This is a genomic window from Candidatus Zixiibacteriota bacterium (assembly GCA_026397505.1).
In the GTDB taxonomy this organism is placed as follows: domain Bacteria; phylum Zixibacteria; class MSB-5A5; order GN15; family PGXB01; genus JAPLUR01.
In genome coordinates this window covers 1-24,319 of the sequence record JAPLUR010000088.1, presented here as the reverse complement: position 1 = coordinate 24,319, position 24,319 = coordinate 1, and the positions used below count along the sequence as shown (strand labels likewise).

18 protein-coding genes are annotated in these 24,319 nt (G+C 49.8%); 10 read left to right on the top strand and 8 right to left on the bottom strand.

Translation table 11 applies throughout. The annotated features are described in order from the left end of the window. Positions 1-100: 100 nt before the first annotated feature. The 3 genes from NT002_09310 to uvrA all read right to left on the bottom strand — a co-directional run bounded on the left by NT002_09310 (position 101) and on the right by uvrA (position 4,025). Positions 101-604 (bottom strand): T9SS type A sorting domain-containing protein, encoded by a 504-nt coding sequence (locus tag NT002_09310; GenBank protein ID MCX6829462.1) that lies wholly within the window; start codon positions 602-604, stop codon positions 101-103. Next, positions 526-885, bottom strand: coding sequence for a hypothetical protein (locus NT002_09305; GenBank protein ID MCX6829461.1), 360 nt, complete (start codon positions 883-885; stop codon positions 526-528). The genes NT002_09310 and NT002_09305 overlap by 79 nt, the downstream gene beginning before the upstream one ends. Positions 886-1,199: 314 nt before the next feature. Beyond that, entirely contained in the window at positions 1,200-4,025 is a 2,826-nt protein-coding gene (gene uvrA, locus NT002_09300; GenBank protein MCX6829460.1) for an excinuclease ABC subunit UvrA, read from the bottom strand. Positions 4,026-4,298: 273 nt separating this feature from the next. Here uvrA and NT002_09295 point away from each other — a divergent pair, with 273 nt between their 5' ends. Both NT002_09295 and NT002_09290 read left to right on the top strand, forming a co-directional pair. Then, the gene (locus NT002_09295; protein ID MCX6829459.1) at positions 4,299-5,369 is read left to right on the top strand and encodes a M14 family metallopeptidase; all 1,071 of its coding nucleotides are present in this window, start codon (positions 4,299-4,301) and stop codon (positions 5,367-5,369) included. Positions 5,370-5,426: 57 nt separating this feature from the next. Next, a complete protein-coding gene (locus NT002_09290) occupies positions 5,427-6,479 on the top strand; it encodes an immune inhibitor A (GenBank protein MCX6829458.1) in 1,053 nt (350 codons plus the stop codon). Positions 6,480-6,577: 98 nt separating this feature from the next. On the opposite strand, the gene NT002_09285 is transcribed toward NT002_09290, so the two are convergent. The 3 genes from NT002_09285 to NT002_09275 all read right to left on the bottom strand — a co-directional run bounded on the left by NT002_09285 (position 6,578) and on the right by NT002_09275 (position 11,602). Then, entirely contained in the window at positions 6,578-7,543 is a 966-nt protein-coding gene (locus NT002_09285; protein ID MCX6829457.1) for a peptidoglycan-binding domain-containing protein, read from the bottom strand. A gap of 69 nt (positions 7,544-7,612) precedes the next feature. Then, positions 7,613-9,124 carry a M36 family metallopeptidase gene (locus tag NT002_09280; GenBank protein MCX6829456.1) on the bottom strand — a complete coding sequence of 504 codons (1,512 nt, stop codon included), beginning with the start codon at positions 9,122-9,124 and terminating at the stop codon, positions 7,613-7,615. 303 nt (positions 9,125-9,427) lie between these two features. After that, positions 9,428-11,602 carry a M14 family zinc carboxypeptidase gene (locus NT002_09275; protein ID MCX6829455.1) on the bottom strand — a complete coding sequence of 725 codons (2,175 nt, stop codon included), beginning with the start codon at positions 11,600-11,602 and terminating at the stop codon, positions 9,428-9,430. 1,331 nt (positions 11,603-12,933) lie between these two features. Between NT002_09275 and NT002_09270 the strand changes: the two genes are divergently transcribed. The 8 genes from NT002_09270 to NT002_09235 all read left to right on the top strand — a co-directional run bounded on the left by NT002_09270 (position 12,934) and on the right by NT002_09235 (position 19,391). Then, positions 12,934-13,380, top strand: a complete 447-nt coding sequence (locus tag NT002_09270; GenBank protein MCX6829454.1) for an Rrf2 family transcriptional regulator — start codon at positions 12,934-12,936, stop codon at positions 13,378-13,380. 78 nt (positions 13,381-13,458) lie between these two features. Continuing rightward, positions 13,459-14,232 (top strand): Fe-S cluster assembly ATPase SufC, encoded by a 774-nt coding sequence (sufC, locus tag NT002_09265; protein MCX6829453.1) that lies wholly within the window; start codon positions 13,459-13,461, stop codon positions 14,230-14,232. Between the two features lies 1 nt (position 14,233). Continuing rightward, complete coding sequence (sufB, locus tag NT002_09260) at positions 14,234-15,664, top strand: Fe-S cluster assembly protein SufB (GenBank protein MCX6829452.1); 1,431 nt, start codon at positions 14,234-14,236, stop codon at positions 15,662-15,664. Then, entirely contained in the window at positions 15,661-16,995 is a 1,335-nt protein-coding gene (locus NT002_09255; protein ID MCX6829451.1) for a SufD family Fe-S cluster assembly protein, read from the top strand. Before sufB ends, NT002_09255 begins: the two co-directional genes overlap by 4 nt. Next, positions 16,992-17,309, top strand: coding sequence for a non-heme iron oxygenase ferredoxin subunit (locus tag NT002_09250; GenBank protein ID MCX6829450.1), 318 nt, complete (start codon positions 16,992-16,994; stop codon positions 17,307-17,309). The genes NT002_09255 and NT002_09250 overlap by 4 nt, the downstream gene beginning before the upstream one ends. A gap of 76 nt (positions 17,310-17,385) precedes the next feature. Continuing rightward, positions 17,386-18,603: a cysteine desulfurase gene (locus tag NT002_09245; protein ID MCX6829449.1), complete on the top strand. Its 1,218-nt coding sequence runs from the start codon at positions 17,386-17,388 to the stop codon at positions 18,601-18,603. Beyond that, a complete protein-coding gene (locus NT002_09240) occupies positions 18,596-19,060 on the top strand; it encodes an SUF system NifU family Fe-S cluster assembly protein (protein ID MCX6829448.1) in 465 nt (154 codons plus the stop codon). The genes NT002_09245 and NT002_09240 overlap by 8 nt, the downstream gene beginning before the upstream one ends. Before the next feature lie 25 nt (positions 19,061-19,085). Continuing rightward, positions 19,086-19,391, top strand: a complete 306-nt coding sequence (locus NT002_09235; GenBank protein ID MCX6829447.1) for an iron-sulfur cluster assembly protein — start codon at positions 19,086-19,088, stop codon at positions 19,389-19,391. Between the two features lie 10 nt (positions 19,392-19,401). Here the strand turns inward: NT002_09235 and NT002_09230 are convergent, their stop codons facing one another. Together NT002_09230 and NT002_09225 are read right to left on the bottom strand one after the other, a co-directional pair. Further along, on the bottom strand, positions 19,402-22,998 hold the full coding sequence (locus tag NT002_09230) for a HEAT repeat domain-containing protein (protein ID MCX6829446.1): 3,597 nt from the start codon (positions 22,996-22,998) through the stop codon (positions 19,402-19,404). Between the two features lie 174 nt (positions 22,999-23,172). Beyond that, positions 23,173-24,048 (bottom strand): VIT1/CCC1 transporter family protein, encoded by an 876-nt coding sequence (locus NT002_09225; protein ID MCX6829445.1) that lies wholly within the window; start codon positions 24,046-24,048, stop codon positions 23,173-23,175. Positions 24,049-24,319: the final 271 nt, after the last annotated feature.

Below are 24,319 nucleotides of genomic sequence, written 5' to 3'. Positions count from 1 at the left end.
TCTGATTATTAAAACCCCGCGGCCATATATATGTCGCGGGGTTTTTATGTCTGTCAGGCTACCTTACGCTTGAATCAGAGCCACTTGATGGTGACTGAGATTATTTCAGCAGCAGCATCCGTTTGACCGCCGAGGAATTTTCGGCTTTTAGCCGATAGAAATAGATGCCACTTCCCACAAGGCGGCCGGTATGGTCGGTGCCATCCCAGACGGCGGTGTAATTGCCGGCAGATTTTGTCTCATCCACGAGGACCCTGATCATCTTTCCCAATAAATTGTAAACGGCCAGCTCAACGTGCGCCCGCTGTCCTATAGAAAAGCTGATGCTGGTGGTCGGATTGAACGGGTTGGGGTAATTTTGCTCGAGAGCAAATCCCTGCGGCAGCGGAGAATCCTTTTCTTTAATATCCATGGCCGAATCACCCGCATTGGAAACAAGATAGTCGAATCCATAGGAGCCGGGGTAAGCGTCTTCCCTGATCGATGCAACTGTCGGAATGGCGATGATATGGTCGTAGGGCTGACTCAGCCAGTTATCGATAATGCTTCCTGCAGGCGGCCGGCGATATGTTTTCGCGGCAGGGGCTGAGTGCGGAGGCGGCAAAAAACCCGTTCCGCAACGGCGGAACGGGTTTCTAGGAGGGACATGCGAAAAAGGTTCTTCCCTTTCGGTTTTGCCTTTCTGGCGGGTCCTTTTCTCAATTTCAGAGCGCTGATCTTGCCGCGCACTGAAGCCAACGAGCGTCCCAGCTCCTTGGCAATTTTCGAGGCAGGTCTGCTCTTGTATCCATCGCGAAGCTTCTTGAGTTCGTCGCCGCGCCAAGCCTTGCCTACCGGCCTTCTGGCTTTCTTCGCTTTCGGTTTCGCTTTTCTTCTCATCGCCATTTTATGGCTCCTTTCGTTACGGTTGGTTAGAAGATGATTTCGACTTTCGAACGGCAGTCGTTGTTTGCACCAATAGCGCCCCGACATCCTGTCACCGCCGTGCAATGAACTTCCATTTTCTCTTGGTTCAGACTAATCATCGCATGAAGAATAGAAATGTTAAAACCAGTCTGCAAGAAAAAAATACAGTTAAATGCAAAATAAATGGCGGTGGTTTGATGTACTATCAGACAGTGACAGTCATGATGTCACCGATTATTCCGGGAAATGGTTCTAATTTATGGTGAGTAACGGGGATGGTGAAGAGACAGATGTCAGGTTCCAAGCTCCCGGATAAGATACTGTCCGGTGTAGGAACTCCTGACCGCGGCCACTTCCTCGGGAGTACCGGCCGCAATTATCTGTCCGCCGTCATCGCCCCCGTCGGGGCCGATATCAATGATATAATCGGCGGTTTTGATGACATCAAGGTTATGTTCAATGACCAGCACCGTATTACCGCGGTCAACCAGTTCGTTGAGCACGCCCAGAAGCATGCGGATATCCTCAAAATGCAGACCGGTCGTCGGTTCATCAAGAATATATAGAGTGGAGCCGGTGGCGGTCTTGGAAAGCTCCGCCGAGAGTTTCACCCGCTGGGCCTCGCCGCCGGAGAGTGTTGTCGCCTGCTGGCCGAGGTGAATATACCCCAGGCCGACGCTCTTGATGGTCATCAGCTTCCGTCTGATACGGGGAACATGTTCGAAGAATATCAGCGCCTCGTCAACGGTCATATCGAGCGTATCGGCAATCGATTTACCTTTGAAAGTAACCTCGAGCGTCTCGCGATTGAACCGTTTTCCCTTGCAGACCTCGCACGGAACATAGACATCGGGCAAAAAGTGCATCTCAATCTTGATGATCCCGTCACCCTGACAGGCCTCGCACCGCCCGCCTTTGACATTGAACGAAAACCGTCCCGGTTGATAGCCGCGCATCTTCGCTTCGGGGAGCCGGGCATAGAGGTCGCGGATAAAGGTAAAGACACCGGTATAGGTGGCCGGATTGGAGCGCGGTGTCCGGCCGATAGGGGACTGGTCGATATCAACGACCTTGTCGATATGTTCCAAGCCTTCTATTGAATCATAAGGAAGAGGAGCCTCACGCGAATTATAAAACTGCCGTGCCAGGATACGATACAATGTCTCATTGATAAGGGTCGATTTGCCCGACCCGGAAACCCCGGTGACCACCGTGAACACTCCCAGCGGCAAGGTTACATTGAGGCTTTTCAGGTTGTTGCCGCGCGCCCCTTTCACCACCAGATATTTCCAATTGGGTGAGCGGCGGATTTTAGGCGCGGGAATCGTCTTCCGGTGACTCAAGTATGCGCCGGTAAGAGAGTCTCGGCATTTTTTGATCTGCATCGGAGTTCCCTCGCAGACCACTTTCCCCCCCATATTTCCGGCACCGGGCCCCAGGTCAATAACATAGTCGGCCGATTCGATGGTCTCGCGGTCATGCTCGACGACAATAACCGTATTCCCCAGGTCGCGCAGGTCGGTCAGGGTCTGCAACAGCTTCCGGTTGTCGCGCTGGTGCAGGCCGACCGAGGGTTCATCGAGGATATACATCACCCCCACCAATCGCGAGCCGATTTGGGTGGCCAGGCGGATACGCTGCGATTCCCCGCCGGAAAGAGAGACGGTGGCCCGATTCAACGTGAGATAATTCAGCCCGACATTATCCATGAAAGAAAGCCTGTTCTTGATTTCCTTGAGGATCTGACGGGCGATCAGTTCTTGTCGCCGGGTCAATTTGATATTTTCAAAGAAACAACGGGCATCCTTTATGGACATACCCGTGATGGTTTCAATAGTCTCCCGGTTGATAATCACCGCCAGCGCCTCCGGTTTCAACCTTGCCCCCTTGCAGTCGGGGCAGGGGGAGATCGACATATATTGTTCTATCCATTGCCTGATGCCGGCGGAATTAGTTTGACGGTACCGTCGTTCCAGATGGGGAATCACCCCTTCATAGGGACCGATATATTCGCCCGAACCGCGCCCGTTGGAATGTTCATACTCAAAATGGATATGCTCTTTGCCGGAGCCATGAAGTATCACCTTCTGCACTTTGGGCGGGAGAGATGCAAATGGCGCCGTAAATTTGAAATCATAATGGCGCGCCACGCCTCGGAGCATGCTACGATACCAGTTGGAAATATCAATTCCCCAGGGATGGATGGCGCCGCCACCGACCGGAAGCGAGGGATTAGGTATGACCAGGTTGGAATCGATTTCCATCTTCTGTCCCAGACCCGAGCAGGTCGGGCAGGCCCCAAAGGGAGAATTGAACGAGAACATCCGCGGCGCCAGCTCCTCATAACTGATACCGCATTGAACACAGGCGGACTGCTCGGAGAAAAGATGATCTTTGCCGCTGATGCTGATAAGAACGATGCCGCCCCCGGTCTTCAGGGCTGTTTCGACCGAGTCGGCCAGACGGCGGGCGGATGATTTTTTGACCACCAGCCGGTCGATCACGATTTCGATCGTATGCTTAACGGTTTTGCTCAATTTTATGTCGCTGTCGATCTCGACGATTTCCCCGTCAATCCGCAGACGAACGAATCCCTCACGCTTGGCGGTTTCAAAAATCTCCTTATGTTCTCCCTTTCTCCCCTGTACCAGCGGCGCCATGACCGTCAGTCGGGAGCCCTCCTCGAAGGAGAGCACCGAATCAACAATCTGCTCGACCGTCTGCCGGGTGATGGGCCGGCCGCATTTGACACAATGCTGGACACCGATTCGGGCGAACAGAAGACGGAGATAGTCATATACTTCGGTGACTGTCCCGACCGTGGAACGGGGATTTTTGGCCACGCCTCGCTGCTGGATGGAAATGGCCGGGGAAAGACCCTCGATGAAGTCAACATCCGGCTTATCCATCAGCCCCAAAAACTGCCGGGCATAGGCCGAAAGGGATTCCACATAACGTCTTTGCCCCTCGGCATAGATGGTATCAAAGGCCAGCGTGGATTTTCCCGATCCGGATAAGCCGGTGATTACCACCAGCTTATTGCGGGGAATTTTGATGTCGATATTTTTTAAGTTATGCTCGCGGGCACCTTTAACATATATAAACTGCGATTCTGTCATGTCACCTCTAAAAAATTGCGCAACCTGTAATATAATCAAATTGCGAATTAAAGAGAAACATTTTCTCGTTTTTTTCGAATACTTATGTACCCTTTGCCGTCTTAAAATTATTAACCCGTGCCATAGGATATGGTCAGAAAGAATGAAATCTATTATTCCAACCTTAATTTACTTTAATTGGACAAACAAATCATTTTCTGACGGAGAAAATGATTATATCCATAAAGCCCACCAACGTCATACTTGCTTTATTACATTTCTACCGGAGGTTTCATGTTGTTAAAGTTCATGCTTCTGGCGGCACTCTTGCTACTGGCGCCACTCTGCATATTCGCCGGGGATGCCCCCCAGAAATATATGCAGGTCAGAGTGCTTCTCGATTCACCCGATCAAATGCTGCAGCTTCAAAAAGAGGGGGTGGATCTCGTCTGGTCCGGGGATAAATATGTCGAAATCATCACTCATCCCGACCAGTTGAGACGCCTGCAGGATCTGGGCTACAAGACAGCCACGATTCATGAAGATGTCGAGGAATTTTATCGGTCACGTCTGGCATCCAAGCCGATGGGAGGATATAAGACCCTGTCCCAACTGGAGACCGAGTTGTTTTTCCTCAATTATATTTATCCGAACATTGTCGGTCCCATGATCAGTATCGGGAAGACAATCGAGAATCGCGATATCTGGGCGATCAAAATATCGGATAATCCCAATGTCGATGAGGATGAACCGGAAATTTTGTTTACGGCGGCCCACCATTGCCGTGAAGTGGTAACTCCGGAAATAATCCTGGCCATAATGAACCATCTGACCCAGAACTACGGAGTGGATCCTGAGGTAACAAATCTGGTTGACAATCGTGAGATCTGGTTCGTACTGGTGGTCAATCCGGATGGTTATGCTTATAATGACCTCAACAATCCCGGTGGGGGTGGGATGTGGCGGAAGAATCGACGGGATAATGGTGACGGCAGTTACGGTGTTGACCTCAATCGCAACTATGGATATATGTGGGGGTATGATGATATCGGCTCTTCTCCAAATACCGCAACTGAGACTTATCGCGGTTCCGGGCCGTTTTCTGAAGCAGAAACCCAGGCTGTCCGTGATCTTATTATTGCCCATCATTTTGAGATCATCATCAACTATCACGCCTACTCCAATCTGATTCTCTGGCCATACGGATATGCGGTGGGTACGTATACACCGGACGAAAAAGTTTTCAATGCTTTAGGCCAGCGCTTAAGTTCCTATAACAATTATACCGCCGACCCCGGTTGGGCCATGTATCCGGTCAATGGTGATGTCAATGACTGGGCCTATGCCGAGCAGACTCTCAAGTAAAAGTGCTATGGGTATACTATCGAAGCGGGGAACTATTTTGACGGTTTCTGGCCGCCTGTGTCACGGATTCCGGAAATCACCGCGGAAAATCTTCCGGGCAGTCTATTTCTGATTTCACTGGCCGGGGACGTCAATTCAATCGCTCCTCCGGAAACACCATCCCTAACCTCGCCCGACAGCATTCCCGGCGGCAGTTCATACTCCGTTGATTGGTCACTGTATGATACAATCAACCCACCGGTAAATTACGAATTGCTCGAGATGCAGGATTTACAGACCGGGACCGATTCGGCCAATAATTTTAATTCCTGGCTTACCAGCGGCTATGTCCTTTCGAATACCTACTATCATTCTTCCGGCAGCAGCTTCCATTCCGGTACCCCCAGCCTTGCCTTTCGATATGTTCAATCGACGACCCCTTATCTGGTTAAACCCAACGACACGCTGAAATTCTGGACTAATTATTCTTTGACCGAAACTTGGGATTTTGCCTGGGTTGAGGTTTCGACGAATGGGACGACGTTTTTCACGATTCCCGGCAACCTCACGATCAGCAACAATTATTTTTATCACAATCGCGGCCATGGTATAACGGGCAACTCCGGCGACTGGGTAGAAGGGCGATTTGACCTATCGGCCTTTGTCGGGCAGGAAATTTATGTCCGCTTTTCATATAAGGATCATGATCTCTACTACGCGGGGCAGGGCATCTATATCGATGATATCAGCCCCATCAGCGGTTTTGAGACTACGACCGTTCTGTCGTCATCGCTGACCGATACTTCGTATGCGATTTCGGGTCGACCGGACGGCATATACTATTACAAAGTAAGGGCCAAAGATGAGGAGAATCAATGGGGCGTGTTTTCGAACATCAGTCAGACCACCGTTGGTTCCCCCTATGTGTGCGGAGATGCCAATAAGGATAGAATAGTGAATATCAAAGATATTACCTATCTTATCAATTTCCTTTACAAGGGCGGTCTGGCGCCGGATCCGATGCAGGCCGGTGATGCCAATGGCGACGGCATAGTAAATATCAGAGATGTTACTTACTTGATAAACTACCTGTATAAAGGGGGGCCGATTCCGATCTGTCCTCCGAATTAAGGGCGACAGGGTTGATCTAATTGATGCGCAAAGCGGCGGTCACCCCTTGACCGCCGCTTTTGATTTAAAGTGATATGGATTTTTTGTTTCCCGCCATCTCACTGATCATATCGAGAGAGTTTTATGCCGAACTGCGCCTCGAGGTCATAGTTCACACCATGGACATACCCGGCGCCGTTGGCACAGCAGAGCTTGCGGGCGCGAACATCCTCGGCCCACTCGGGTTGCGCTGAGTCGGCGCGGCGGTTGGCCACGATGCGCATTTTTTCAATTTCCCGTGCATCGGATGACATTTGAGAGGGGAGTTCTTCGAATCCGGCATGGATGCGGGCTTTGACCAGTTGGCTGATGCTTCCGTTCTGCACACTAATATCAAACATCAAGGCCAGGGCCCGCTCCGACCAGAGTTCGTATTCCCGGCAGAGATGAAGCGCCGCCTGAAATATCTCACCTGAATATTTGAGTTGAATTTTTTGAAACTCCTCTCTTCGACCCAGCGATTTGAACATTCCGCGCCATGGCTCATAGATTGAAAATGTGACAGGATTCTGAATTGACCTGGCAAAGGCCATCAGTTCCGCCTTGTCTGACTCCAGCGCCGCCAGGAGCACCGAATAATTTCCATGGAAGATTGATTCCATGATATCCGGGCGGCTGTTTATCATCTCTCTGAGAAGAGGCTGCAGCGAGTCCTTACCGAAATTCCATTGGAGGGCGCCAAAGCTCAGGCCCTGGCCGTCGAAATCGCTGCTGAGTCCGGCAAAGCATTCCGGGATACCGACAGAGGTCTCAAAGCAGCCGGTCAGGGTAAGGCATTTGCGCTCGATGTTTTCTTTTATTATAACCGGATCGGCAATTTTTGTATGGAACAGTTCTTTCCAGGTTATCGGGCCGACCCGACCGTCAATCTTCAGCCCTTTTAGCCTCTGGAAAGACCTGACGGCCGCATCGGTGCCGCCCCCGAATTCGCCGTCGAGCGGGCCATGATAGTAATCCAGTTTTTTGAGCTTCTCCTGAATTTTACGTACTTCGGTACCTCGCGAACCGAGCATATAAACTGTCATTTTAGCCTCCTCTTGATCGGATGATTCATTCAGCCGATTGCCACTGGTTTTTCTTTGTTCAGGTCGAAACTATAATATTCCCCGGTCTTTAAATATTTTGGTGAGCGCCCGGCTGTTCTTGCCGCCATAAAGGTTTTTTTCGGCTACGATGATTGCCTCGGCGCCATCCTGGAAATCGGAATACTGGGTCAGATAGAAATGGCTTTCCAGAATGACCGTATCCGCCTTCTTTCTTCCCAGGAGCTTTCGCACCTTCCAGAGACAGGCCGACCAGATTTCTCCGTCGTCGTGAACCTCGCCTGTCATATTCTCGGGGTAATGCTTGGGACTATTCAAATATCTAAGGCATCCTGCCTTGTTGCCCCGGGCGGCTTTGACATCCCACTCGGCAAAGCGCACTTTTCTCGGCGTCGTCTTATATTCCTCAAAGAAGGAAGCGGCCAGATAATCGCCGAATCCTTCGCCCATTGCTCCTCCCTCCTGACTCTGCCCGAATCCGCTGATAATATCGTCCTGAAGGGCATGGCCGTACTCGTGAAGAATGATATCGGCATCCTCCGCGTCATCGACGCCGCCGTCGCCGAAGTTCAAATCCTTTTTCTCGGGCATGGGGTTATAGTAGGAATTATCCTCGGGGCCGCAGTGGGCATTCACCTTGATGCTTCGATTCAGTATCCCTCTTTTTCCCTTGAATCCCAATGATTGGATATACCTCTGCACGGTATCGATATGGTAGTAAGCCATAACTTCTTCAAAGTGGTTATTATAGCGGTTATAAATGAATTTGAGTTCGGCGGAAAATGCCGGATTGCGTGTTGCCGTGGTGTCGACATAAGGCCCGATAAGGTAGCCGCCCGGCTTGAGGTCATGCAGAGCCACTTCCTTATAGGCGGGCTGGAATACTCCGGCGTCGCGGTCCAGCATATTATAGAGGTCGTCTCTATTGAGAGCCACGATCGGATTGGGGATGAAAACTCTCCCTTTACCCGTCACACCTTTCTTAATGATATTATGCTGGTCGATGACATGACCGGTGCTCTTGTCGATAAAGAGAATCCAGATGGCCATCGGCTTTACGGCGCCGAATTTAACTTTCCAGACTTTCCGATAAGTATTCTTATAAGCATATATCATGCTTTCCTTCCTGATGGGAGAGTCTTTCCAGCCATGCTCTTTTGCTCTCTTCTTGATAATGGCCTGAATCGAAACCGCGGACAGCGGTTTGGCTTTTGATTTGTGCACCCTTTCTTCAAGGGAGTCTATCGGCACAGTATCATTCCTGACCATGAATACACGATTTCTATGGTCGACATGAACGGCCACCCAGGCGCCGTGAATGGGAGTCCCGCGGAAATACTGCTGGAACAGAACCTTTCCGGCGCCGAGGCTCTCGCCGGTTTTCTCGTATTTCAGATCCCTTATCAGGTCGATTATTTTTAGAGCTTCTGCGTTCTTTTTAAGGAAAGCCATGGCGATGGCTCGCGGCGTCCCTGTACCCGAAACGGTCTGAAATCCCGATATCTTCTTGGGGATATATTTGTCTTTATCCCACCGCACACTGCAATTTTTCAGTTGAAGCATGATATTCCTCCGGTTATTAGAGTTTAAATTATCATTTCATACCGGCCTCCGGGGACTATTCCTTAACGAATGCGTCTTTAGAGCATCCGAAACATGGCGGGGATGCCTTTTCCCCGGTCAGGGTCGGTTGTTTTTCTGTCAGGCTGAATTCGATCATAATTTAAAAAGGGGGTTGGGGGCTGTCAAGAGATATTTCGGGCCGGTAGCGCAATATCATTTAGAGGCCGGCCAAGGAATAAGAAATCGGGAGCAAAAAAAGGGGACAGCTTGCGGACGCTGTCCCCTTAAACTGTCTTACGGCGTTTACGGGCAGATCGGTATCGGGCCGCCTTTGTAGAGGAAATTTATCAGATGAGTAATATCTCTGATATTTATTATGCCGTCGCCATTGGCATCACCTGCCTGAACCGGGATTGGTGCCAGGCCTCCTTTATAGAGGAAGTTGATAAGGAATGTAATATCCTGGATATTGACGACACCGCTGCCGTTGGCATCACCGCAGATATAAGGATTACCGACTGTCACATTATCGATGACCGAGTATCTGCCCCACTGGCCATCGGCATCATTGGCCCGCACACGGTAATAATAAAGACCATCCGGGCGGCTGGCGATGGAGTAAGATGTGTCTGTGAGGGATGAAGATAAGACCGTCGTCGTGCCGAATTTTACGACCGGGCGAATGTCATCGACATATATCCCTTCCCACGCATAATAAGTGCTGTAAACCTTATATGATATCCGGATATAAATTGATTGCCCGACATAGGCGGACAGGTCGAACTTCGCTTCCACCCAGCCGGCGGAATACCCAGTGATACCATAGCCGCGATTATGACCGTAGGAATTATTATCGGTCGTGACATTTCCCGGAATCGTAGTATAGATTAAGCCATCGGTGGAGATCTCCACGAAAGCGAAATCCCAATTTTCCGAGATAGAGTAAGAAGTCCAGAATTTCAGTGAATCGTCGGGCTGGACAGTATAAGGTATGGCCGTCTCAATATAGCGGTTAACCGTAGAGGGACTGCCGGAAAAGAAGCTTTTTCCCGGCGAGTGGTAATTATCGTTGGCGAGGACAAAATCCTTGTTTGTCCAGTTGGCGAAACTATTGGCCGAGTCGGAGATAATCCGGCGATTCTGCATCTCGGTCAACTCATAGTTCACGGCCGGGTTGAGGGTATCATGCAGCATCCAATCAACATTATATCCCGAGCCGGTGGGGATCGAATCGGGTGCGGTCAGAAGAGGCGGATCGGGCGGCAGAATCGAATAGACATTTCCGACGAGGTTGGCCAGCAGGATATTAGGCTGAAGATTTTCCTCGGTCAGTATTGGAATCCGCCCCGGAGGAGGCCAGAAACCGTCATCATAAGTGCCGACCTCGACGGTGAAGGCAAAATTCTTGTTCTTGGTGGTCTGTTCGCCATATCCCCAGTCATCGCTGGTGCCGTTGGTCAAGTAGAGCATCCATGCCGGGCCCGGGAAATACCCGTTGTAAAAACTGATCTTCTCACCGATAGCGGAAAAGATATTTTCATCCGGCGTATATAAGTTATTGGCATACCCCCACGGCCAGAGGATAAGATTGGCATGAGAATGATAGTACATGGTGATGGGGAAGTCGTGCGCGGTGATGAAGTCGCGCAAGGCCTGGGTTTCCAGCTCCGAGAAGGGTCCCTGGCCGCGGTATGTTTCGTTGCTTCCTTGCGGCGATGAACCGGCGTCGTCGTAGCCCCACATGTATCCGAAATTACGATTCAGGTCAACGCCGACAGAGCCGTCACCGTTGTCGCGACGGTTCTTTCGCCACATTCCGCCGCCACCGGGGGAGTTTATATCATTGTAGCTGTACCCGTCGGGGTTGGCCACCAGAATAAACCACATCTCCCGGTTATCGACCAGATATGTCACCTCAGGATCGGTGCCGTAATTCTGAGTCAGGTAATTCATGAAGTAGAGAATTACTTCCGACGTGATTACTTCGCGGGCGTGAGTGGCGCCGACATAAAGAATTTCCGGTTCATCCTCATCAATATTGGGATTGTCGGAAATCTTGACCGCCCAGATGTCGCGATTTTCGAGTGTCTTTCCGATGCTGATCATCGGCGAGACGATATTGGGGTAGCCGTAGTTCATGAAAAAGAGTTCTGTCTCTAATTGGGAGAGAGTTTTATATGCCCCCATGCCTTTGGCTCCAAGCCGGTTCCGGTAGAACTCGGTCAGGTCGTCGTGAATCGTAACCGTTCGAAAACCAAGATACTGCAGCCGGCTGACTCCGGCCGGGTCAGTCACTATTTCAATGTATCGATCGCCGGTCTGAATAATCTCCAGCGGCATTTGCTGAATTTGAATGAACTGCTCCTTCGAGTCGATCATGATTCGCACTTGCATGAATTGCGATTGCGAATCGGTTGCGGAAACCACCGCCGGGAAAAGAATCAAAAGGGTGATTAACAGCCATTTCCAAAGGGTCATAGTTACCTCCGTATCGGGCAGGAATTAATGTGTAGTACAACTGAACTTCTTCATTCAATATATTCTATTTTTCATAGGATACAAGTTCTTTCTCAAGCGGGTAGGGGCAAATTCTGCTTCCTTATTCAAAGAATACCCAGCCTATGCCAGTTGAGGCGCAATGATAGAGGTGTCCGGCAGATCGAAGGATTCGATATTACCCGCCATCTCCCTGTAACACAATGATTTAATCCAACAATGGGAATTGCTGGAAAGCGCTGGCAAAGGGGAAGATTATCAATCAGGTGCGCCTGACCGCGAGCCTTATCATTGATGTGGCTAAACAGATAAAATGAAGGGAGTATATAAATCGGGGCGTTAACGAGAAAAGCCGTTCTACTTTGATTTTCTATTCATGATCTTATGAGCCAGAAATCCTATTAGGACAATTATGCCGTTGCAAATCAGTAATTTGAGAAGTATCATTGGAATATCATTAGTGCTTTTCCAATTGGGCCAGTCAGAAATGAGAATGAAAGTGGTTAGTAACATTACAATTGCAGTAATAAGTGCCGCTGATTTATCCCTGTCTTTGAAACATTTTACCAATAGGTCAGGTAGCCTGGCTATCAGGTCTGCCCATGTTTGACCTTTAATGTTCAAGAGACTTCTCCTTATTGTTAGGTAGAGTCCTTTCCTTTTCTTTAATTGTCAGGGAGTTATTTATATACTATTGATCGTTGGGCTAATGTCAAGAAAAAGTTTCCCCTTTTAATGATAAATCTTATAATATATTATTTAATATATTATTATGCAATAACTTACATCGTTTTGCTCGAAAACCAGCTTTGCGCCCGCGACCTCTAAACAATGAATATGATGGCACAGTATGTGGCGCAAATGGGCCTCCAATGCCGGGCAAATAGAAAATCTTCTTTCCCATCCTTTCCATATTGCACAATTTCACAGCTATCAATGGACAAATGTACAGATAGCGCCGCTATCAGCGGCCTAGTTTTATGCCAAATAATGTTCGCGTCCGTGTTCTCCCAGTCAACTTGTGGGATGTGACGATTTCCTCGAAATCCCAGTCGCCCGATATGTCCCGGACGCGGAGGCAATATAACATTAAGCCGGTAAACGAATTAATGTCATATTTGATTCCATGGATTTCCTAAGATTAGGCAGAAACTATTCTTTCTCTATCCTATTAATAATATTGAATCCGGTCAGCTCTACCAGGAACAATAATTGCCAGGAAATGTTAAAAAAGTAAAATAATACTTTACTTTATTGTAATGATTTTGTATAATAATGACGAAAACGGTATTGATTAGGCAAGAGGAATTGAAATGAAAGTCACGGCTTTAGAAGAATATGGATTGCGATGTATGCTCCTTTTGGCAAGGCACGCGGGTGAAGGAGGCATTACGCTTCCGGAGATCAGCGCCAAAGAAGGATTGTCGCTTCCTTATGCCGGGAAGCTTCTGATGATACTCAAGCAGGCCGGGCTGGTGCAAGCCGTCCGCGGACGACACGGGGGATACACTCTGGCGAAAGCAGCAGCCGAAATTCCACTTCGCGATGTTTTTGCAGCTCTCGGCGAGCCGGTTTTCAGCGCCAGTCATTGCGAGCGCTATGTGGGCGACAGTGACTGCTGTGTTCATGCCGAGGATTGCACCGTCCGGACAGTCTGGGGAACTTTCAACAAGTTTGTCAACGGATACCTGGATAGTGTCACCCTTGAGGATCTGGCTTCCGGTCGGCTCAACGCCGAAAGCTTTTCCGGATCGAAGTAGGAAGAAAAAGATTGATGAGATTGAACGGTTCGTCTTTGGAATAGAAGAAAAGAAAAGCACCTAACTATAGAGGTTGAAATGTCAGATAGAAATATGATTTTTTCCATTCATGATATCCATGTGGAAGTGGAGGGGAAAGAAGTGGTCAAAGGGGTCTCTCTGGAAATTGGCCGGGGCGAAAAGCATGCCCTGATGGGACCCAATGGCTCGGGGAAATCGAGCCTGGCGAACGCGCTGGCCGGGCATCCCAATTATACAATTACTTCAGGTGAGGCTTATGTCAACGGCCGGAATCTTCTGGAAATGGATGCCACCGGGCGGGCGCGGGCAGGATTGTTTTTGGCTTTTCAATATCCGCTGGCGATTCCCGGTGTGACTGTAGCCAATTTCCTCCGGTCGGCCGTGCGAGCCAAGAACGGCGGCGATGATGCGGCGCTGGCTAATTTCCGCAAGGAACTCCATGACAATTTCCAGCTTCTGGAAATAGATAAGTCCTTCGCTACCCGTTATTTGAATGACGGATTTTCGGGCGGTGAAAAGAAGCGGATTGAGATTCTTCAGATGGCGATGCTTCAGCCAACCGTTGCCCTGCTTGATGAAACCGATTCCGGCCTTGATATCGACGCTCTCCGGATTGTCTCCAACGGTATCAACAAGGCCGCGCCCAGAGAGGGAGGGTTGCTTCTGGTCACCCACTATCAACGGATACTCAACTATGTCAAACCGGACAAAGTCCATGTAATGATGAACGGACGGATTGTTCGTTCCGGCGGACCGGAACTGGCGCTCCAGCTGGAAGAGCAGGGGTACGATTGGATTGAAAGCGATACTCCCAAGATTGTTGAGGTGTAGTATGGAAGAGACCGTCAATCATAACAATACTTTAATAGATATCGGCGACGATTACGCCACCAGGTATGGCTTTCACGACGCGGAAGATTATTTCCATAAAGGGGCCAAAGGAGTCAGCCATGAAGTGGTGGAGATGATATCGCGGATGAAAAAAGAACCGGAGTGGATGCGCAAGTTTCGTCACGAGGCACTCGACCTGTTTTTGGCCAAGCCGATGCCTAAATGGGGTAATACCGAACTGCTCAACAGCATCAATTTCGATGATATCTTCTATTATGTCAAGCCGACCGAATTTCAGAGCAAATCATGGGATGATGTCCCGGAAAATATCAAGAACACTTTCGATAAACTGGGAATTCCTGAAGCCGAGCGGAAATTTCTGGCCGGGGTCAGCGCCCAGTATGAGTCGGAGGTGGTTTATCATTCATTCAAGGAAGAGCTCCAGAAACAGGGGATCATCTTCCTGGATATGGACAGCGGCCTCCGCGATTATCCGGAAATAGTGCGGAAATATTTTGCCACGGTCATTCCGGCCGCCGACAACAAATTTTCGGCGCTCAATTCGGCGGTCTGGTCGGGCGGGTCATTTATATATGTGCCGCCCGGCGTTGATGTCAAAATCCCCCTTCAGGCCTATTTCCGCATTAATACCGAAAATATGGGGCAGTTTGAGCGGACCCTGATTATCGCCGATAAAGGCTCGCGGGTGCACTATATAGAGGGATGCACGGCCCCGGTTTATTCCAGCCATTCGCTGCACTCGGCGGTGGTGGAACTGATTGCCCTTGAGGGTGCCTATATCCGTTACACGACTATTCAGAATTGGTCCCGCAACATATTCAATCTGGTGACCAAGCGGGCGATGGCACATAAGAACGCCACGGTGGAGTGGGTCGATGGGAATATCGGTTCGAAGCTCACCATGAAATATCCTTGTGTCTATCTGGTCGGCGAGGGCGCCAAGGGGGAGATACTCTCGATTGCTTTTGCGGGCAACGGCCAGCATCAGGATGCCGGGGCCAAGGTGATTCATGCCGCCCCCAATACCAGTTCCCGAATCACTTCCAAATCGATTTCCAAGGGGGGCGGACGTGCTTCGTATCGCGGTCTGGTGAAAGTCTATCCGAACGCCGTGAAAAGCAAAGTTTCGGTCGAGTGCGATGCACTTCTCATTGACGGCGCCTCGCGATCGGACACATATCCCACGATGGAGATTGATGCCGATGATGTTCGGGTGGAGCATGAGGCGCGGGTCTCGAAAGTGGCCGAGGAGCAGGTGTTCTACCTTACCAGCCGCGGCCTGACTGAGGATGAAGCCCGGCTTTTGATAATTAACGGCTTCATTGAACCGTTCACCAAGGAATTACCGATGGAATATGCGGTGGAACTGAATCGACTTATTCAGCTTGAGATGGAGGGATCGGTCGGATGATTACGCAGACAGAATCAAAGGACAAAAGTGTGGATATTACAGTATCGCACCAGAAAAGTATTGATTTTCGCAATACTGAACGCGGCGAGCCGGGATGGCTCTATGCCGTGAGAAAGGAAGCCTGGAGAATTTATCAGGAAACGCCACTTCCCGAACGAGTCACCAATCTCTGGAGGTACACCAGACCGGAAAGCTTTCTCGTGGCTCAGCCCGATACATTAATGCATTCCCGGTTGTCTTTCAATAAAGATAGCGACCGTCAGTCCCATCCGGCGGGGGCGCAATATGCCGCTTATGGGTACAATCGTGACACCATAACAACCGTCGCCAAGGTCGACCCGCTGTTGGAAAAGAGCGGTTTGATTTTTAAGGATATCAATTCCGCCGTTACAGAAAACGAAGAACTCGTTAAGACATATCTGGGCAGGCTGATAGGCGCAGGTTTCGGCAAGTTTGAGGCGCTCAATTTGGCGCTATGGAATATCGGCTTCTTTCTCTTTGTCCCCGACAATATGGTGATTGAAAGGCCGATCAGAATTAATCGTCACCCCGGCGGCGCTTTTACGGCGGCGCGTCTTCTGGCTGTTATCGGAAAGAATTCCGAAGTAACGATCATTGATGATTTTTCCGGTGATCCCCGAGTAATTGATCCTTCGGCCAATACCGTAACCGAGATTTTCGCCGGCGATTTGTCGCGAGTGAAATATGTCAATCTCCAGAGACTTTCGCCGCGGTGCCTATCGTACCACACCGAGCGAGCGGAAATCGGGCAGGGCGCAACGATCTATCCGGTCTTTGCCGGAGTAGGCGGGGCGATTTCCAAAGTGAATGCCGGGACTATCCTGAACGGCCGCGGAGCCGACAGCCGGATGTACGGCATAGTTTTTGGCGATGATAAACAGCTTTTTGATTATCATACTGTGCATCATCACAAAGCAAACGAATCCACCTCGAATATCAATTTCAAAGTAATTCTCAAAGATAAAGCGACCTCATCTTATACCGGTCTGATTCGGATTGAGAAAGAAACGGCTAACTGCGAGGCGTATCAGGAAAACCGCAATCTTCTTTTGAATAAAGGCACCAGGGCCGAATCGATCCCCGAGCTGGAAATACTGGCCGACCAGGTGCGCTGCACCCACGGCGCCACCATGGGGCCAATTGATCCGGAGATGCTCTTTTATCTGCAGAGTCGCGGTATCAGTTCCGAAGATGCGGTCAGAGTGGTTGTTTCGGGATTTGTGGAGCCGACTATCAGCGCTCTTCCGGGCGACTTGCAGGAACTGATGAGAAATCTTATTTACGGCAAGCTGGGAGGAGAACTGAAATGACCGGGCAGTATGTAAAAGTTTGCGCCCTCTCCGATATGAAGGAAGGGGATATCATGACGGTTGAAGTAAATGGCCGGCCGATTGTGCTGGTCAGGTATGAGGGTACCATATATGCTCTCGACGATCTTTGCACGCATGACGGCGGCTCGTTGGGGGATGGGGGAGCAATTGGCGCTGAAATTGTTTGCCCGCGTCACGGGGCGCGCTTTGATATCAAAACCGGCGCTGCCACGCGAATGCCGGCGGTGTTCGGGATCCAGACCTATGATGTCAAAGTCGAAGGCAACGTTGTTTATGTCGGTATTGAGGCGTGAAGGAAAGATTATGAAATCCAGTAGACAGGTAGCGGATTGGATGTCGGTGGAGAAGGCGATAAACGCCTTTGACCCGATGATTCTAAGGAAAGATTTCCCGATACTCTCGCGTCAGATCAACGGGAAACCGCTGGTCTATCTAGACAGCGCGGCGACGACACAAAAGCCACTGGTTGTTCTCGATGCTTTGGAGGAGTACTATCGACGACATAACGCCAATGTGCATCGGGGTCTGCATACTCTGGCGGAGGAGGCGACTGCGGCTTTTGAGGCGACCCGCGATAAAGTGGCGCAGTTTATCGGCGGGGTCAAGAGGGAAGAGATTATCTATACCCGTAACGCCACCGAGGCTATTAATCTGGTTGCACTCTCCTGGGGTGAGAGAAATATTCACAAAGGCGACCGGATTGTAATTACGGAGATGGAGCATCACGCCAATCTTGTTCCCTGGATTATGCTCAGCAAAAAGACCGGCGCCGAATTGGTCTATATACCGATCGATAACGAAGGATTTCTGAAACTTGACAATATTAATGAGATAATATCGCCCAACACCCGGCTGGTGGCGCTGACCCATATGTCGAATGTTCTCGGCACCATCAACCCGGTCGAAGAAATAATCGCGCTGGGACATAAACGGGGTGCAGTGGTGCTGGTTGATGGTGCCCAGAGTGTTCCGCATATGCCGGTTGATGTCATGGCGATGGATGCGGACTTTTTGGCCTTTTCGGCCCATAAGATGCTCGGTCCGACCGGCCTGGGGATACTCTACGGCAAGGAGCATCTCCTGAATGAAATGGAGCCGGTGACATTCGGCGGCGAGATGATCAGCGATGTGCAATTCGATTCGGTGAAGTGGAACACACTTCCCTGGAAATTCGAGGCCGGCACGCCACATATCGCAGGGGCAGTTGCTTTTGGCGCCGCACTGGATTATCTGGACAAACTGGGGATGGATAATATCCGGCGTCACGAAATGGAGCTGACAGCGTACGCACTGGAGAAACTGGCGAAACTGGATTATATAAAAGTATTCGGGCCGCAAGATGTTCGGTACCGTGGCGGTGCGGTTTCTTTTGTGGATAAGGATATACATCCGCACGACCTGGCGACGTTTCTGGACAGCTGTGGCATTGCCGTTCGCGCCGGGCATCACTGCGCCCAGCCGCTGACCCGGCTTCTGGGGGTATCTGCCACGACCCGCGCCAGTTTCTATTTGTATAATACCAAGGATGACATCGATGCCTTAATAAACGCTCTTAAAGAATCGAGAAGGTACTTCCATTATGACTGAACATCTTGACGATTTGTACCGCGATATCCTGATGGAGCATTATCGCTTCCCGCGCGGCAAGAAAAGACTGGAGCATCCCGATATTACCAACGAGGGCCAAAACCCGACCTGCGGTGATGAAATCGAGATTGCGCTGGAACTGGAGGGGGATCAGGTGAAAGATATTTCGGTCAGTTGTGTCGGGTGCGCCATTTCGGTAGCCTCGGGTTCGATGCTGGCCGAGATTATCAAGGGGAAAAGCCTGGCCGAGGTGAAACGGATTGCCACGATCATCAAGGCGATGCTCAAAGGCGAGGCGATCCCCGAGCATCTTGACCTGGGCGACCTGGAGGCGCTTCAGGGGGTAAAGAAATTTCCGGTGCGAATCAAGTGCGCGCTATTATCATGGACGACTTTGGTTGACGCCATTGAAGCGACCGAAAAGAAGCAGGAGGCAAAGGTCTCCAGTACCGAGTAACAGTCCATGGCGACTTAAGGATAATATGCTGACCAGAGAAATTATTTTAGAAAAGATTCGGCCGGTGGCCGACCCGGAGATTTGCATAAGTGTGGTTGATCTGGGGCTGATTTATGATGTGGAGATTGTTGAGCAGAAAATTGTCAATATCACCATGACGCTGACCACGCCCGGCTGCCCGTATGGGCCGGCACTGCTCACCGATATTGAGGATGCTATCAAAGAGCTTGAGGGGGTGGAGAAAGTGACCATTACTCTTGTCTGGGATCCTCCCTGGAATCCGGAAGAAATGGCCTCGGAAAAGGCCAAAGATGAATTGGGGATTTGGTAGAGCGATAGGCTTAACGAAATGCCGGCTTTATCTTCTTTTCTGCGCGTTCTGCTCGATCACTCATTCTAATCGCCTCAATAAAAGAGGCTCTAATTGATGTCTTTCTTGTTTTCTTGAATTCAGAAATGAGTCTTGCCATTTTTCCACGGGCTTTGATATTTTCCAAAGCAAAGACTGCTGGCCAGCGTGCGGAGGCTGCAGTATCATGAATGGCCTTGATGAGAGGCACGATGGCCGCGGGGTGGTTGATCTTACCCAGAGCCTCGGCAGCACGACCGCGAAAATGGGCTTCGGGATCATGAAGCGCCGCGATAAGCGGTTTGATAGCAGCGGAGGCTTTGATCCTACCCAGAGCTTCGGCAGCGCGTCCGCGAACTTCAGCATTGGCATCACCGAGGGCCTCGATGAGTGCTCTTGTGCCCGCGTGGTCGTTGATATTTTCCAGAGCAGCCGCAGCGCACCCACGAACAGAGGCATTGATATCATGGAGGGCCTCAATGAGTGCCTCGATAACCACGCGGTCTTTGAAATTACGCAAAGCTTTGGTGGCGTGACTGCGAACGTAGACATTAGTATCATGGAGGGCCTCGATGAGTGGCTTAATGGCCGCGGGATCCTTAATATTACTCAGAGCCTCGGCGGCATATCGGCGAACAAAGGTGTCGGTATCATCGAGGGTCGCCAAGAGTGGTTTAATGGCTTCGGGATTGTTGATGTTTCCAAGAGCATAGGCCGCGCGGCGGCGAACATAGGCATCGGGATCATGAAGGGCGTCGATGAGTGGTTTGACGGCCTCCGGGGTTTTGATATTACCCAGGGCACGGGCGGCACGCCCGCGAACAGAGGCGTGAGCTTCTTGGAGGGTTGCGATGAGTGGTTTAATGGCCGCGGGGTCCTTAATCCTTCCAAGAGCATCGGCGGCATCCCCGCGAACGTGGGCTTGGGGATCATGCAGGGTCGCGATAAGTGGTCCGATGGCCGTGGTGTCCTTTATCTTTCCTAGAGCATAAGCGGCACGCCCACGAACGATGTCATCAGTATCATGGAGAGCCTCGATGAGTGGTTTGATAGCCTCAGGGTCTTTGATTTTACCCAGCGCAAAAATGGCGGGCAAGCGAACATTATTGTCCGTGTTATGAACGGCTGTGATAAGTGGATTGATGGCTGCGGGGCTGCTGATATTACTCAGGGCATAAGCTACCCTCCCGCGTACATAGCTATTGATATCATTTAGGGCCTCGATGAGTGGTTTGATAGCCTCAGGGTCTTTGATTTTACCCAGAGCTTCGGCGGCGCGCCAGCGAACAGAGGAGTGGGTGTCTTTGAGGATTGGGAGGAGTGGTTTCGTGGCCATGGGGTCTTTAATATTTCCTAGAGCAGCAGCGGCGCGACTACGGACAATTTGATTAGTATCATATAGAGCCTCGATGAGTGGTTTGATAGTCTCAGGGTCTTTGATATTACCCAGAGCTTCGGCCGCGCGCCTGCGAACGGAGGCATTGATATCGTGGAGGGCTTCGACGAGAGGTTTGATGGCCGCAGGGTCTTTGAATTTGCCCAGAGCCTCGGCGGATCGCCTGCGAATAGAGTCTGTTGGATCATGGAGACCTTCGATGAGTGGTTTGATAGCCTCAGGGTCTTTGATATTGCCCAAAGCTTTGGTTGCGCGCACGCGAACATAGTAGTCAGGATCATGAAGGAGTTCGAGAAGTTGTCTAATTGATACACTATCACCAAGCAGTCCCAAAATGGAAATTGCAATATCCATATGGGCTTTGTCTTTAATGGCCCGTGATAATTGTCGGTGCAGAAAGCTACGCTGCTTGATACATGAGTGACCCTTTTCCTTGAGGCAAAGAGCGCCAAGGCGCAGGTGATCGTAATAAATGACTAACGCCAGTTCCTTAGAAGGATGGAAAATCATATTCAGCATTTTTTCGGCCAAATCATTATCGAGCAATGCCGCCAAAAAAACAATAGAGTTTTCCCAGTTTGGGTGGAATAGATAAGGTTGTAGCTTCTTAAGATTCGCCATCGTGCCATCGGTTTTTAACTTGAGAAATTCGGCGGCCAGATACTCTTGGAAAGAACGATGGCGGAAAGCCATTTGTTCTCCGGATTCAAGAATTTCCACTACCCCCTGCCGGCATTCTAATTCCGCTATGTGATCCTCGCCGAGCAACTTCTTTGTCTCATCACGCGGGAACTGCCCGAGATAATTCTTGACGAGCGTGTGATGTGCAAGACGGCGCAGGTCATCTCTTAGATCAGGTGTTCTGCGCGCGGATTTTTTCTCCGCTTGAACCGCCAGTTTATCTTCTTCTCTTTTCAGAAGATCATCAAAGACGCGTTTGTACAGTTCGGCCCGGTTTTTTATCGGTTCAATTTTCCCCTCTTTGGGTAACCAATGCCGGGTAATCAACCGCAGGAGAATTGGTATTGAAAGGAACTCGTCGTCAACAACATCTTTGAGCATCGCCAGCCGCTTTTCACCCAAATATTTACTCCATTGGATTTCATCAAATTTCCTTATTTGCAGAGTGGCAAATCCATGTGTATCGGCATTATCCCAAATATTCGGCCGTGTTGTTACTACCACTCGGTTATTGCCGAAGGCCCGTCCCTGCAGACAGCCGATGAACTTTTCCCGGTCAGGAACCTGATCAAGGGCATCAAGAAAGAATATGTATTCACCCCGGTTGAAGCTTTCCTGGACAAATCTTTGTATCTTGGCCGGGTTAATCTTCGGATCATTCAATTCCTTCTCTAATATCTGTTCAATATTATCCGCGTGACAATGCGCTAATTCGGTGGGAAGCCAAAATACCGGGATAAAACCATTTCTTTGGCAATTATTAGCGGTTCTTAGAAAAAGTTCGCGCAATAGGGTGCTTTTGCCATAGCCAGAATCGGCGATTACCAGCATTTTTGTATCAGACCCGTTGGTGAAATAATAACCCATATCTATGGACTCGAAATGCTCCTTTTCTTCTTCCTCATCCGTTTCATCCATGCGCTCGGGCCGCCTGCGTTCTCTCTTCACTTCCTTTTCAATCAGCGGTTCAATGAATTGGTTGCCCTCACCAATGTCGCTCTGTTGGTGTGCCCCTATCTCAGCCTTTTCCCGTTCAAGATAATCCTGAATGAGCATTCTTCTTTCATAGGCGGTTATTTGCGTATCAAGCTGCTTAATTACCCTTGTATTCAGGATGGAATGCAGAATAGAGTGTGTCCACAGATGCGTTTTCAGACGGTAAACGAAATATTCAATTGCCTCTATTTCGGTCTCGCCGACTTCAAGGTCTTCGCCCCAAATATCTTTCAGTGCCAGAGCAAGACGATTGTAGTCAATATTATCATCAATGCCTACTCGCAGTAGTTTCGCCCAGAGTTCATCTTTAACTATATCGTGAATAAGGAACAGACTATAGTCTATAGAGCCGTGGCCCTCTTGTTTATAATCGGTATTCTGATAATCGGTGTAAGCAGCCGCCAATGATTTATTGAGAGCATTCTTAACGGCTATATCTTTAATTATCCGCTTAAAGACAGCACTGCCAGCCAGTTCAAGAACAACTCCGCCAGCAAACGTTATAGGGTCCATCATGCCTCAGTGTTTCATACTAAATCGCACTTACCAAGAAACCTTGAGAGAAATATAATGCAGATATCATTGCCGGACAAGTAAACAATTGGGCATATTTCTGGAATGCGGTCGGCGAGGCGAGCGGCGGGTTTGAGAACCCGCCGATCACACATGACTGTGTGCGATAGTTCTCCCCTAAATATTTATCCCCAGCAGCTTGCGCACCAGCAGGCCGATGAAGAAATTCAAAAAGCCGACGCCCAGACTTATAGTTGCCATCTCCAGAAAGCGGTTTTTGAATGATAAATTCTTGGCCACCGAAATATAATAGGTGAATTTGAATACGATCGCCATGGCCAGAAATACTGACACACCCAGACAAATATACGGATTATTGAAAATAAAATAGGGTGCAATCAGGAAAATCACCGCCAGGGTGTAAGCCAATCCGGTATACAGCGCCGCCTTGAAAGGACTTCGCCCCCCCTCCTCTTTAGTCGAAAGATACTCCGACCCGGCCATAGAAAGAGTGGCGGCAATGCCGGTAATCAGCCCGGCAATAGCCACGATTTTTATGTTCTGAAGGGCCAGAGTCAGGCCGGCCAGCACGCCGATCATCTCCACCAGAGCATCACTTAAACCAAGCACGACCGAGCCGGTGTAAGCCAGTTCCGCCTGGTCGATCAGGCTCAGCATCTGTTCCTCATGATGCTTCTCTTCACCGATAATGGTATCGACCTGCGGGTCAAGCGCGCGCAAACCCTGATAGGCGGCCTGGGCATCACCCTCGTTTCGCTCCATCAGCCGCACGCCGAAATTGAGCCCCAGGAAGCGGGAGATGATATAATAGAAGATCATTTTGAAACGAGCGGGACTGATATCCTCATTCGAGAATCTCTTGAAGAAATTGTAGTGGGCCAATTCCTCTTCGGAAATTTTTAAGAGTGTCCGGCGGTCTCCCTCGCCTTTGACTCTGGCGGCCAGTTTTTTGTAGATATGGTATTCGGTGATTTCATCTTTCTGCGCCCTGAGAATCTTATTTTTCAGCTCGCCGCTGATAGCAGTACTCATATTCTCCTCCGCATTGACAGGATAAATGGAATCTATCAACCGGATATATAATTTCTAAGCGGATTTAAAACAACAGGAATGGATAATGAAAAGGATGGCTAATAGAATTGTCTGAGTGGCGGCAGTCAAATGGAGGCTGTCCCATAAGTTAGTTTTATTGATATCGAAATTCAGGTTAAGGGGTTTGGGAGTGGATTTTGGCGTCCGCTGACCCTGAGAGTCCGAAAATGCGTTTGCCAGCGTTCTATATGGGCCAGAATCATAGCTAAAC